This is a genomic window from Bacteroides sp. PHL 2737, assembly GCF_004115325.2.
GTDB classification, from domain to species: domain Bacteria; phylum Bacteroidota; class Bacteroidia; order Bacteroidales; family Bacteroidaceae; genus Bacteroides; species Bacteroides hominis.
In genome coordinates, this window is sequence record NZ_CP040630.1 from 3667723 (window position 1) to 3681763 (window position 14041).

Annotated in this window: 9 protein-coding genes; 8 read left to right on the forward strand and 1 reads right to left on the reverse strand. The window is 43.4% G+C overall.

Annotation, left to right across the window (positions count from 1 at the left end; translation table 11 throughout):
- The first annotated feature begins 205 nt into the window (after positions 1–205).
- The 5 genes from DBK98_RS15010 to DBK98_RS15030 are packed head-to-tail and all read left to right on the forward strand — an operon-like array spanning position 206 to position 6204.
- The gene (locus tag DBK98_RS15010; protein ID WP_032537133.1) at positions 206–2539 is read left to right on the forward strand and encodes a transglycosylase domain-containing protein; all 2334 of its coding nucleotides are present in this window, start codon (positions 206–208) and stop codon (positions 2537–2539) included.
- Positions 2540–2550: 11 nt separating this feature from the next.
- Positions 2551–2919, forward strand: coding sequence for a 2-amino-4-hydroxy-6-hydroxymethyldihydropteridine diphosphokinase (locus DBK98_RS15015; RefSeq protein WP_005805998.1), 369 nt, complete (start codon positions 2551–2553; stop codon positions 2917–2919).
- Positions 2920–2948: 29 nt separating this feature from the next.
- Positions 2949–3707: a 3-deoxy-manno-octulosonate cytidylyltransferase gene (kdsB, locus tag DBK98_RS15020; protein WP_032531484.1), complete on the forward strand. Its 759-nt coding sequence runs from the start codon at positions 2949–2951 to the stop codon at positions 3705–3707.
- Complete coding sequence (locus DBK98_RS15025) at positions 3704–4990, forward strand: pitrilysin family protein (protein ID WP_005777648.1); 1287 nt, start codon at positions 3704–3706, stop codon at positions 4988–4990. The genes kdsB and DBK98_RS15025 overlap by 4 nt, the downstream gene beginning before the upstream one ends.
- 50 nt (positions 4991–5040) lie before the next feature.
- Positions 5041–6204, forward strand: a complete 1164-nt coding sequence (locus tag DBK98_RS15030; RefSeq protein WP_005777650.1) for a phosphatidylinositol-4-phosphate 5-kinase — start codon at positions 5041–5043, stop codon at positions 6202–6204.
- Between the two features lie 80 nt (positions 6205–6284).
- On the opposite strand, the gene DBK98_RS15035 is transcribed toward DBK98_RS15030, so the two are convergent.
- The gene (locus DBK98_RS15035; RefSeq protein WP_005777652.1) at positions 6285–7223 is read right to left on the reverse strand and encodes a ribose-phosphate pyrophosphokinase; all 939 of its coding nucleotides are present in this window, start codon (positions 7221–7223) and stop codon (positions 6285–6287) included.
- Between the two features lie 131 nt (positions 7224–7354).
- On the opposite strand from DBK98_RS15035, the gene DBK98_RS15040 reads away from it, so the two are divergent.
- Genes DBK98_RS15040 through DBK98_RS15050 form a run of 3 tightly spaced genes read left to right on the forward strand, consistent with a single transcriptional unit; the run spans position 7355 to position 14029 of the window.
- Complete coding sequence (locus DBK98_RS15040) at positions 7355–11830, forward strand: DUF5113 domain-containing protein (RefSeq protein ID WP_005820202.1); 4476 nt, start codon at positions 7355–7357, stop codon at positions 11828–11830.
- 26 nt (positions 11831–11856) lie between these two features.
- On the forward strand, positions 11857–12585 hold the full coding sequence (locus tag DBK98_RS15045; RefSeq protein WP_005806005.1) for a DUF5932 domain-containing protein: 729 nt from the start codon (positions 11857–11859) through the stop codon (positions 12583–12585).
- A complete protein-coding gene (locus tag DBK98_RS15050) occupies positions 12575–14029 on the forward strand; it encodes an AbgT family transporter (protein WP_005820203.1) in 1455 nt (484 codons plus the stop codon). Before DBK98_RS15045 ends, DBK98_RS15050 begins: the two co-directional genes overlap by 11 nt.
- Positions 14030–14041: the final 12 nt, after the last annotated feature.

Consider the following 14041-nt stretch of genomic DNA (forward strand, 5'->3'; position numbering starts at 1 on the left):
GCTGACGGAGAGGTAATGATCCTGTAACAGACGAATAGAAAACAGGATGTGTGTATGGCTTCCGGCCGGTTTCCGAAAAAACGGGACGGCCGGGAGCCTTTTTTTACTTCGCTTAGGCTTTTTTGTGTGCAAACATGGAAGGGAACGCTTGTCAGATGGAAGGGAATGATTATCTTTGCAACTTCGAATAAAACTACGGAATAAAATGGTTAAGAAGATAGTAAAAGGCCTTTGGATTTTCTTTGCACTGATGGTGCTGGCAGGAATTGCAGTATTTGCTTCTATCGCTTATGGATGGATTGGATATATGCCTCCTGTGGAAGAATTGGAAAATCCCAATTACAAGTTTGCCACCGAAATTCTTTCGGAGGACGGTAAGGTTTTAGGAACATGGTCGCTTAGTAAGGAGAATCGTGTATATACCTCATATAATGAACTTTCACCTAACATCATCAATGCACTGATAGCAACGGAAGATGTACGCTTTGCCGAACATTCGGGCATTGATGCCAAGGCACTGATACGCGCTGTAGTGAAACGTGGATTATTGATGCAGAAAAACGCAGGTGGAGGTAGTACGCTCTCGCAGCAACTTGCCAAGCAGCTGTTCACAGATGAAGTTGCCAAAAACACTCTGCAACGTCTGTTTCAGAAACCGATAGAGTGGGTGATTGCCGTGAAATTGGAGCGATATTACACCAAAGAGGAAATTCTGAGTATGTATCTCAATAAGTTTGACTTTCTGAACAATGCAGTAGGAATCAAAACAGCTTCCTATACCTATTTCGGATGTGAACCGAAAGACTTGAAAGTTGAACAGGCGGCTACGCTGATCGGTATGTGTAAGAATCCTTCACTCTACAATCCGGTACGCTTTAATGAGCGCTCGCGTGGACGACGGAATACTGTACTCGACCAGATGAGAAAAGCCGGATATATCACGGAGGAGGAGTGTGACTCGTTGCAGAACCTGCCGCTGGAGCTGGTGTACCACCGGGTGGACCATAAAGAAGGATTGGCTACTTATTTTCGCGAATATCTGCGTGGTGTGATGACTGCTCCTAAACCCGTTCGCAGTAACTATCGTGGCTGGCAGATGCAAAAGTTCTATGAAGACTCGATCGACTGGGAAATGAATCCGTTGTATGGCTGGTGTGAGAAAAATAAGAAAAAGGACGGTTCGAACTATAACATCTATACGGATGGGCTGAAAATTTATACAACCATCAATTCGCACATGCAGCGTTATGCCGAAGAGGCAGTGGAAGAGCATATCGGAGACTATCTGCAACCTCTGTTCTTCAAAGAGAAGAAAGGACGCAAAAAAGCTCCGTACAGCAATCAATTGACTCAAGAAGAGATTGACCGCATTCTGGACAGGGCAGTGAAGCAGACCAGCCGTTATCAGAGCATGAAAGCAGCCGGGGCCTCGGAAACAGAGATCAAGAAGGCATTCGACAAGCCGGAGCCGATGTCAGTCTTCACATGGCACGGTGAAAAAGATACCATTATGACTCCAATGGATTCCATCCGTTATTATAAACACTTCCTGCGTGCCGGATTTATGTCGATGGATCCGATAAACGGACAGGTAAAGGCATATGTGGGTGGGCCGAACTATACTTATTTCCAATATGACATGGCGATGGTGGGGCGCCGACAGGTGGGATCTACTATTAAACCCTATCTATATGCGTTGGCAATGGAAAACGGATTCTCTCCCTGCGATGAAACACGCAATGTGGAAATCACCCTTATTGATGAAAATGGAAAGCCTTGGTCACCGAAGAATACTTCGAAAGGACATTATGGTGAAATGGTAACTTTAAAATGGGGACTTGCCAACTCAAATAACTGGATATCGGCTTATTTGATGAGTAAACTGAACCCGTATGCGTTGGCACGTCTGATCCACACTTTCGGGGTACGCAATAAAGAAATTCAACCTACAGTATCTCTCTGTCTTGGTCCGTGCGAAATTTCGGTAGGAGAGATGGTCAGTGCTTATACAGCCTTTGCGAATAAGGGAATTCGGGTAGCACCTTTGTTTGTGACCAAAATAGAAGACAGTGAAGGCAATGTGTTGTCCACCTTCTCGCCACAGATGGAAGAGGTGATCAGTGCATCGAGTGCCTATAAGATGCTGGTAATGCTGCGTGCCGTAATCAATGAAGGTACAGGAGGACGTGTCCGCAGGTACGGAATAACAGCCGATATGGGTGGTAAGACCGGAACGACTCAGCGCAACTCGGACGGATGGTTTATGGGATTCACTCCTTCACTGGTATCCGGTTGCTGGGTAGGCGGTGAAGAACGGGATATCCATTTTGACTCGATGAGAGATGGACAGGGTGCTGCGCTGGCATTGCCCATCTGGACAAAATACATGCATAAGGTGTATGCAGACCAGACATTGGGATATGATCCGAAAGAGACTTTTAAACTCCCTGACGGATTTGACCCGTGCAAAGACTTCAGTATTTCGGGGGACAGCATCATAGATGAACCGGCATCGGGACTGGACGATTTATTCAATTAATGTAGTCAGTGATGCACTCCTGTCTGATTTGTATCGGAAGTAATTATAACCGGAAGGAGAATCTCCTTCTTGCCCGCAGGAGGCTGACGGCTCTGTTTCCCTCCATCCGCTTTACGGGTGAGCAGGAAACAAGGCCGTTATTCTTTCGTAATCCGGCATTGTTCTCTAACCAAGTGGCTCGCTTCTATACTGATGCGGACGCCGAACGGGTGGTGAAAGAGTTGAAAACAATCGAAAAGGAGGCTGGAAGAGAGAAGGAAGACAAAAAGAGGGAAAAGGTTTGTCTGGATATCGACCTACTCGTTTTTGATAACCGAGTATTGAAACCGGAAGACTTGAAAAGAGACTATATTCTCAAAGGACTTGAAGAACTGAAGTAGCCTATGGCTCGCAACTAAATATAAGAAATATGAAATTTTTAGGAATAATTCCCGCACGTTATGCTTCTACCCGCTTCCCGGCAAAACCATTGGCCATGCTGGGAGGAAAAACGGTGATACAACGTGTATATGAACAAGTGGCCGGTGTGCTTGATGATGCCTATGTAGCCACGGATGACGAACGGATCGAAGCTGCTGTAAAAGCATTTGGCGGCAAGGTAATAATGACTTCTGTTAACCATAAAAGTGGAACAGACCGCTGTTATGAAGCTTGTACAAAGATAGGTGGGGACTTTGATGTAGTGGTTAACATACAGGGAGATGAACCTTTTATTCAGCCCTCGCAGCTGAAAGCTGTAAAAGCCTGCTTTGAAGATGTGTCTACACAGATTGCTACTTTAGTGAAACCCTTTCCGGCAGATGACGAGTTTGCCGTGCTGGAAAATGTGAATTCTCCGAAGGTAGTGCTGAATAAGAACATGAATGCATTGTATTTCAGCCGATCTGTGATCCCGTACCAACGTAACGCGGATAAAAAAGATTGGTTGAAAAATCACACTTATTATAAACATATCGGACTATATGCATACAGAACAGAAGTACTGAAAGAGATAACTTCACTCCCACAGTCTTCGTTGGAGCTGGCTGAATCATTGGAACAACTTCGCTGGCTGGAAAACGGGTATACCATTAAAGTTGGAATCAGTGAAGTAGAGACAATCGGGATCGATACACCTCAGGATCTGGAAGAGGCAGAGAAGTTTTTACAGAAAAATAATTTATTATGAACCGGACACTTCAACCCGAAATTCAGGAATTAGTTCAGTTCAACATCCTTCCTCCGGAACGTACGGTAATGCCGAATGGAGTACCATTGACGGTTATCAATGCCGGCGAACAGGATGTAGTACGCGTTGACATTTTGTTTGGTGGCGGACGTTGGCAACAGTCGAAAAAACTACAGGCATTGTTTGCGAACCGTATGTTGCGTGAAGGCTCCCGGAAATATACGGCAGCAGAGATTGCTGAAAGGCTGGATTATTACGGGGCATGGCTCGAACTGTCCAGTTCGGCGGAATATGCATATGTCACACTGTACTCACTGAATAAGTATTTTGCCGAAACGCTCGATGTGCTTGAATCAATTATCAAAGAGCCGCTTTTTCCGGAAAAAGAACTGAATACGGTAATAGATGCCAATATTCAGCAGTATCTGGTTAATACGTCAAAAGTGGATTTTCTGGCACACAGGAGTCTACTGAGGGCACTTTATGGTGAAGAACATCCATGCGGACGCTATGTGGAGGAGACAGACTATCATAACATAACTCCAGACTTATTGCGTGAGTTTTATAATACGTATTATCATTCGGGAAATTGCTATATTTACCTTTCCGGTAAAGTAACGGACGAAATTACCCGCCGTATAGAAGCTGCATTCGGTACGGTTCCGTTTGGCAATCATCAGCAAAGGCTGGTTAAGAAAGAATATCCGTTTGTTGCGGTCCCGGAGAAGCGTATTTTCACGGAAAGAGAAGATGCAATGCAGAGTGCGGTGAAATTGGGAACTACAACTATCTTGCGAACACATCCCGATTATCTGAAACTACGAGTGTTGATCACTCTGTTCGGGGGGTATTTCGGCAGTAGATTGATGTCGAATATTCGTGAAGATAAAGGATATACCTATGGAATTTCTGCCGGGATCATGTTCTATCCGGGTAGTGGCCTGCTTGGCATCAGCACGGAGACAGCGAATGAATATGTAGAACCGTTGATACAGGAAGTTTACAAGGAGATCGATAAATTGCAGAATGACCGGGTGGCACCGGAGGAGCTGGCCATGGTACGTAACTATATGCTTGGAGAGATGTGCCGGAATTATGAATCACCTTTCTCACTGGCTGACGCTTGGATGTTTATCCTTACTTCCGGTTTGGATGATGCTTATTTTGCCCGCTCGCTACAAGCTGTGAAGGAGGTTACGCCGGAAGAAATACGGGAGTTAGCAGGTCGTTATTTGTGCAAAGAGAATTTAAAAGAGGTCATTGCAGGTAAAAAGTTAGCATAAAAATGCGTCAAAAGAAAGCAGCTTTAGTGTATAAATTGTATATTTGCCAAATGAAAACAACAAGATACATCTATACAGCACTCATTTTAGCGGCTCTTTCGCAAGGGAGTGCTGTCGCACAAAATAAAGGTGGATTCTTCAGCAAAGTGCGGGACACCTTCTCTACTGAAATTAAAATAGGAAACTACACGTTTAAGGATGGCTCCGTATATACCGGAGAAATGAAGGGACGTAAGCCAAACGGTAAAGGTAAGACTGTTTTTAAGAATGGCGACGTTTACGAAGGGGAGTACGTAAAAGGTAAGCGTGAGGGATTCGGAGTTTATACTTTCCCAGACGGTGAACGGTATGAAGGACAGTGGTACCAGGACCAGCAACATGGCAACGGAATCTACTATTTTATGAACAATAACCGTTATGACGGTATGTGGTTTCAGGATTATCAGCACGGGCCGGGAACGATGTATTACCATAATGGAGACGTATATGTGGGTGACTGGGTGAACGACAAACGTGAAGGTAAAGGAACATACACTTGGAGAGACGGTTCCAAATACGTGGGCGACTGGAAAAATGATAAAAAAGACGGTAAAGGCGTATTGGAATGGAATGACGGTTGTAGATATGACGGTGACTGGAAAAATGATGTCCGTGAAGGTAAAGGAACCTTTGAATATACAAACGGTGAAAAATATGTGGGTGACTGGAAGGACGACTTGCAACATGGAAAAGGTATCTTCTTTCTGGGAGGCGACCGCTATGAAGGTTCATATCTGCAGGGCGAACGTACCGGTTCCGGTATATATTATCATGCTAATGGTGACAAATATGTAGGTAACTTCAAAGATGGCATGCAGGATGGTGAAGGTACGTTTACCTGGGCTAACGGTGCCGTATATGAAGGTGAATGGAAAGATAACAAGCGTAACGGACATGGAACCTATAAATGGAGCAACGGGGATGTGTACGAGGGAGAATGGAAGAATAACCAGCCTAATGGTAAAGGTACTCTTACTTTGACAAACGGTACCAAATATAAAGGTGGATTTGTGAACGGATTGCAGGAAGGCAATGGAGTGGAAGAAGATAAAAACGGGAATCGTTATGAAGGCTTCTTCAAGCAAGGTAAGAAAAATGGACCGTTTGTAGAAACAGATAGTACCGGAAAAGTAATCCGTAAAGGAACTTACAAATTCGGACGACTGGAACAATAGACAGAGCAGAGATAAGCATAAATAAAAAAACGTAGAACTGAAAGTTCTACGTTTTTTTATTGTCCTTTATCCTATCTTTCTTAGATAATGTATTGTGAACTGATGGATTCGTTGTTCATTACACGTTTAATTGTTTCGGCAAACATATCGGCAATGCTCAGCTGTTTTACTTTGACACATTTTTTAGAATAAGGAATGCTGTCGGTGAAGACCATTTCAGTCAGTCCTGACTCCTGAACACGGAATGATGCGGGATCGGACATTACACAGTGACTGGCAATGGCGCGTACTGAGTTGGCTCCGGCTTCAAGCATGATGTTGGCGGCTTTTGTAATAGTACCGGCTGTATCAACAATATCGTCAATCAATACTACGTTTTTACCTTTTACATCGCCGATGATCTGCATAGAGGCTACTTCATTTGCTTTCTCACGTGACTTATTGCAGAGAACCAGGGGTACACCCAAATACTTGGAGAATGTACTTGCTCTTTTTGAACCACCGACGTCGGGAGTTGCAATTACGAGTTCTTCCAGCTTCAATGACTGAATATAGGGGAGGAACACGGCCGAAGCATACAAGTGATCCACCGGAATATTGAAGAAGCCCTGAATCTGGTCTGCGTGCAAATCCATTGTGATCAGACGATCGATGCCTGCAACTGAAAGCAGGTCTGCTACCAGCTTTGCGCCGATAGAAACACGTGGTTTATCTTTTCTGTCCTGACGTGCCCATCCGAAATAGGGGACAACTGCAACGACGCTCTTTGCAGACGCTCTCTTGGCTGCATCGATCATCAGAAGAAGTTCCATCAAATTGTCAGAATTAGGGAAAGTGGACTGAACCAGGAATACGTGTGCGCCACGAATTGACTCTTCATAAGAAACTGCAAATTCACCATCAGCAAAGTGGGTGATATTCATGTTTCCCAAAGGACAATTGAGGCTTGCGCAGATTTTTTCTGCCAGGTATCTCGAATTAGTTCCCGAGAATACCATAAAGGGTGCTTTTTCGCTCATTGTGTGTAATAGTTGTTACCTATTGGTTATAATTTGCGCGCAAAGGTATGAATTATCTGGGCATTTTAAAAGACTTATTGTAGAAAAAATTGTAGTTTTGCTACCTGAACACTAATTGTATCCGAAAAGAAATGAATCCGCGTTTGCCTATAGTGCTTTTTTGTGTGTTGTTGCTAACGACATTCTTCTCTTGTGTCGATACAGCTCCAACCAAGGAGGTACAGCATATCGATTCGCTAAACCAACTGGCATATACTTATCGATATAGAAATCTGGATTCTTCTTGCCGGGCCGCGTCGCAGGCCTATAAAGAGGTTAGCATGTACCAGCAGGGAAAAGCGGAAGCCTCCAATAATCTTGCTTTCTGCGCTTTCATGCGGATGGATTTTGATAATGCGGAACGTTTGTATAAAGAGGTCTACAATCTGACGAAAAATGAACTGGAGCTTTTGATTGCTGATATCGGACTGATGAAAATTTATCAGCGGACAGCTATGAATAAAGAGTTCTATGATTACAGGAATAGTGCAATCCGGAGAATGAAGCGGATTGATGAAGAAAGTAACCTGTTTATAGATCGTCACGAAAGTGCCCGGTTGAATTATGCTTTTACAGAGTTTTTTATCGTTTCAGCGGTTTATTACTACTATCTGCAACAACGTGCCGAGGCGATGGCTTCGCTGAACGAAATACGGCAAAACGAGGAGTTGGCAGCCGATACAAACCAAATTCTCTATTTTCATTATATCAAAGGTTCAGCCGGTTTATGTGAGGGGAAAACACCGGAAGACCGGAAGCTTGAAGAGTTTGATGAACTGTATACCACTTGGAAAATGGCATCGGAGCAAGGATATTTATACTTCGAAGGAAATGGCTTGCAGGGGCTTGCCAATCTGATGGCATCTCCGGGTAGTTATGAATTATTCCTGAACAGGCGTTCGCATGCTCTGACAAGATTCGGTATGCCTGTAGATTCATTGTTGCCGTTGAGATTAGGACAAATGGCACTGGAACGTTTTCGTAAATATAACGACCTTTATCAAATAGCGGGTGCCTATGTATCAATCGGTAAATACCTGAATGCTCATGGGCGCTATGCAGAAGCGCTGGACACATTGGCAAAAGCGTTGGATTGCGTGAACCAGCACCATATAACATATTACCATTCTGTAGCAGATACACTTGATAAACTGGAGGTGTTTGTCCCAAACAAAGATGTGGCATATACTGAAGTAACCTGGCTTGGGAAAGAAAAGGTGAAAACTGTGCCGGAATGGATCTCCAGAATACGTGAACAGTTGAGTGTGTCATTTGCGTGTCTGGGTATGAAACCGGCTTCGGATTATAATAGAAATGTCTATCTGGATATCTTGCGATATACCCGTCAAGACAAGGAACTGGAGAGTCGTTACCTGTCTCTGGAACAAGAATCCAGACAGTTGAATGTGGTATTATTTTTCGTAGTTATAGGGCTCGTACTGGTTGCTGTCATGTTTTGGCTGTTCAACAAAAGATCGAAAGTACGAAACCGCATCCATATTGCCCGTTTGAAACAAACATTGGATGTCTGTCAGAAAATCACCGCTTCTATCCCGGCTGATGTGGCGGATGAAAGTGAGATTGTACGTGCCATCGCCGGATCGATATTGCCGGATATGGAACAATTGTTTAGTGCGACAGGAATCAGAATCGGGGTGAGGGATGAAGAAGCTGGAGAAATTAAGTTTGACGAAGAATGTGAAAGTGAACAGGAAACTGAAGTAAAGCCGGGTAGCGAGATTGGTATAAGAGCCGACTTTAATTTATATGTACCCGATAAAACAGATCCTATCGGTATTTTGATTCTCTTTACCCGCCATCGGCTGAATAAAGACGAACAGGCGTTGGTGAAAGTAATAACTCCTTATATTGCTTGGGCATTAGACAATGGAATGACATTTATTTCATTGGGTGATGAACGAAATAAGCTGGAAAAACAAAGGTATGTTTATGAACAACACATCGCCGGAAACAAACGTCAGAACCTGATAAAAAAATCCTGCCTGGCTATCGTAGACGGAATCAATCCGTATATAGATCGGATTATTAACGAAGTCCACAAGCTGACGGAAAAAGGCTTTATTAATGACGACCGGATAAAAAAAGAGAAGTACCAGTACATTGACGAACTGGTCACTACTATCAATGAATACAATGATATATTGGCGTTGTGGATTAAAATGAGACAAGGTTCACTTAGCCTGAATATTGAAAATTTTGAGCTGAACGAACTGTTTGAGTTAATAGGCAAAGGGCGTAAAGCTTTTGAAATGAAGAAGCAGAGGCTTGAAATAGAACCGACAGGGGCATTGGTAAAGGCGGATAAAGCTCTGACCTTGTTTATGATTAACACTCTGGCCGAGAATGCCCGCAAATATACCCCGGAGGGAGGTACCGTGAAGATATATGCTGGGACGACCGATGAATATGTGGAGATTTCTGTGGAGGATAACGGACGGGGACTTTCGTCTGAAGATATAACGAAAATTATCGGTGAGAAAGTCTATGATTCTCAATCGATAGGGATGAAAGAAAGTACGGATCAAGAAGAACTGAAACGCAGTAAAGGCAGTGGGTTCGGACTGATGAACTGTAAGGGAATTATTGAGAAATACAAAAAGACCAACGACTTGTTCAGGGTGTGTACATTTAACGTAGAGAGCACACCGGGTAAAGGAAGTCGCTTCTATTTCCGGTTGCCTCCCGGGATACGTAAGATCTTCGGGATCTGGCTATACCTGATCATATCTTGCAGTTTCTTCTCTTGTCAGGATGAACCGATGCCGGAGAAACTGAAAGATGTCCCTGTCGACTCCGTAACCTTGGTAGCTGAAGAGGAATACGAACGTTTATTAGACGAAGCTTCCCGCTTTGCTGATACAGTGTACTATTGTAATGTGATAGAAAATTTTGAACTCGCTTTGCAGTATGCCGATTCGGCACTAAACCGACTGAATGCACATTATAAAAAGTATGCTCGCCATCCTCAACGATATATGAAACTGGTGGGGAGTGGAGTACCGGCCGAACTGGAATGGTGGGTGGAACCGTTCAATACCGATTTCCATGTGATATTGGATGTGCGAAACGAAGCGTCAGTCGCTTTCTTAGGTCTCAAAAAACTGGATGCATATAATTACAATAATGTCGCTTATACGGCATTATATAAACTGACTGGAGAAGATCAGTCTCTGGAAGGTTATTGCCGTCAACTGGAACGGTCGACTACTAATAAGACAGTAGGGATTATTTTGTGTATTCTTTTGTTAGTGGTTTCTCTTTGCGGCTATTATCTTTTGTACATGCGCAAACGGCTCCTGAACCGCCTGAATCTGGAGCAAGTCCTGGAGATTAACAAAAAAGTATTTGCCTCTTCACTGACACGTACGCAAGAATCGGCAGAAGCTTTGCAACGCGAAGAAGATACGCTGAAAGAGATACCACAGAGAATTGTAAATGAAGCTTTTGACTCGGTAAACGAACTTTTGACCATAGAGAGGTTAGGCATTGCTGTATATAACGAAATGGGACATCGGCTTGAGTTTGCTTCCAGTCCTCGCATGAATGTGACTCCGGAAATTGTACAACAATGTTTTGACTGTCAGTCTTATCTTTCGGACAAAGACATGCAAGCATTGCCTTTGCTGGTCGATGCGGGAGGTGAACATCAGTGTGTGGGTGTATTATATTTGGAAAGGCAGGAAGAAAGCATGCAAGAGGCAGACCGCCTGCTGTTTCAATTGATCTCCAGATATGTAGGCATTGTGGTTTTTAATGCAGTTGTCAGGCTTGCTACGAAATACCGCGATATTGAAGCAGCACATGAAGAAACAAGAAGAGCTTCATGGGAAGACAGTATGCTGCATGTACAGAACATGGTACTGGATAATTGCCTTTCGACCATTAAACATGAAACGATTTATTATCCGAATAAAATCAAACAGATCATCGGCAGGTTGAATGTGCAGTCCCTCTCAGAAGAGGAAGAGAAGGAGAGTGTAGAGACCATTAGTGAGCTGATAGAATATTATAAAGGTATTTTTACGATATTGAGTTCGTGTGCTTCACGTCAGTTGGAAGAGGTTACATTTCGGAGAACAACAATTCCGGTTGCCGATATAATGGCATATGCCGGTAAGTATTTCAAGAAAGCTGGTAAAGGGGGTGCTAATAAGATAACGATGGCTATAGAGCCTCTTGAAGCTAAAGTAATAGGAGATATCAATCAATTGCGTTTTCTTATGGAAAACCTGATTGATGAAGCCCTCTCTTTCCATCAGGATGGAGAGTTGATATTAAAAGCTGTCGCAGACGGAGAATACATTCGTTTCCTGTTTACAGACAGAAGACGTGAAAAACACGTAGAAGAACTGAACCTGTTGTTTTATCCGAATCTGGCACGTATGACTTCGGGGGAAAAAGGTGAGTTGCGCGGAACTGAATACTTGATATGCAAACAAATTATCCGTGATCATGATGAATTTGCCGGAAGACGCGGTTGTCGCATCAATGCCGAACCGGCACAGGGGGGAGGATTTACAGTCTATTTTACTGTACCTAAAAGATAAGAAAACTAATATACATAGATAATAGTATGGAAGAAAAGAAATTTAAAGTAATTATTGTAGAAGACGTCAAACTGGAACTGAAAGGAACCGAAGAAATATTCCGTCATGAAATACCGAATGCCCAGGTAATTGGTACGGCAATGACGGAAAATGAATTCTGGCCTTTGATGGAGACTCAGTTACCCGATATGGTATTGCTGGATTTAGGGTTGGGAGGTTCTACGACGATCGGTGTCGATATTTGCCGGAACATATTTAAACGCTATCCAGGGGTGCGGGTGCTGATATTCACAGGAGAAATTCTAAATGAAAAGTTATGGGTAGACGTATTGAACGCCGGAGCAGATGGAATTATATTGAAAACAGGTGAATTACTGACCAAAACAGATGTGCAGGCCGTGATGGATGGCAAAAAACTGGTATTTAATTATCCAATTCTGGAGAAGATTGTCGAGCGGTTTAAAAAATCGGTTGCCAATGACGCTAAACGTCAGGAAGCTGTCATAAGCTATGATATCGATGAATATGACGAACGGTTTCTCCGCCACTTGGCCTTAGGATATACCAAAGAGATGATAGCTAACCTGAAGGGTATGCCTTTCGGAGTGAAATCACTGGAAAAACGGCAAAACGATTTGATTGGGAGGTTGTTTCCGCAAGGTGAACGGGTGGGAGTAAACGCAACCCGGCTGGTGGTTCGTGCATTAGAACTTCGCATTATCGATCTGGACAATCTGGAAGCCGATGAAGAGTAAATGGCGCATTCCGCATCCGGCAACGATGTTCTTCCTGTTTACGCTGGCAGTCATCTTTTTATCCTGGATATTCGATATCTATGGACTAAGGGTACAGCTTCCGCAAACAGGAGCGGAAATTCGTGTGCAGAGTCTGCTGAGTCCGGAGGGGATTCGCTGGATGTTGCGGAATGCGATCACTAACTTTACCGGGTTCGCACCGCTGGGCATGGTACTGACAGCAATGTTTGGCATCGGAGTAGCCCAACATTCCGGATTTATCGATGCTTGTATCCGACAGGGAGTGAAGAACCGGAGAAACACTAAAAAAATAATTCTTTGGGTGATTATCCTGGGATTGTTATCGAATATAGTGGGGGATGCAGGTTATATCATACTACTGCCGATAGCAGCTACTCTATTCTATTCGGTTGGATTGAATCCGGTAGCAGGAATCATCACTGCATACGTATCGGTATCTTGTGGCTACAGTGCCAATGTGATGTTGAGTACAATGGATCCGTTGATAGCCCGTACCACACAAGAGGCGGCCATCGACTCCGGAGTATATCAGGGAAACACAGGACCTTTATGCAATTATTATTTCATGTCTGTTTCTACATTTATTATTGGAGCTATTATTTATAGAATAACCTGTAAACAACTGATTCCTTCTTTGGGAGAATATGAAGGAATGCAAATATCTGAGGTCTATAAACAACTCTCACGGAAAGAACGTCGGGCTATGACTATGGCAATCGTAGTAGGGATGATCTACGCCTCAATCATACTATGGGCTACTTTTTCATCTTGGGGTATTTTGCGGGGAGTAAATGGAGGACTGATACGTTCACCTTTCATTATGGGCATTTTATTCTTACTATCGTTGGGAGCTGCAATCATGGGAATGGTCTACGGATTTAGTTCCGGACGTTATCGTACGGACGGAGATGTAATAGAGGGACTGGCAAAACCGATGAAGTTATTGAGTGGCTATCTTGTCATTGCTTTTTTTGCTGCTCAGATGTTTGCTTGCCTTGAATATTCACATCTTGATAAATGTGTGGCTATCATAGGGGCCAATTTGCTTTCTTCGGTGCAAGCAGGTCCATTATGGACTCTCATCCTGTTTATATTGTTCACTGCTGCAATCAATCTGATTATGGTTTCTGCGACTGCCAAGTGGGCCTTTATGGCTTTTATCTTCGTACCTGTATTTGCACGGATGGGGATTGAACCGGATATGACGCAATGCGCTTTTCGGATAGGTGACAGTGCGACGAATGCCATTACCCCATTTATGTTTTATATGCCTTTAGTATTAACCTATATGCAACAATACGATAAACAGACCACTTATGGTTCGCTTTTAAAATATACCTGGCGATATTCTGTATATATATTGATAGGCTGGACTATGTTACTTTTTATTTGGTATTTAACTGGCTTACCTTTAGGATTATAGAATAGTGTGGTG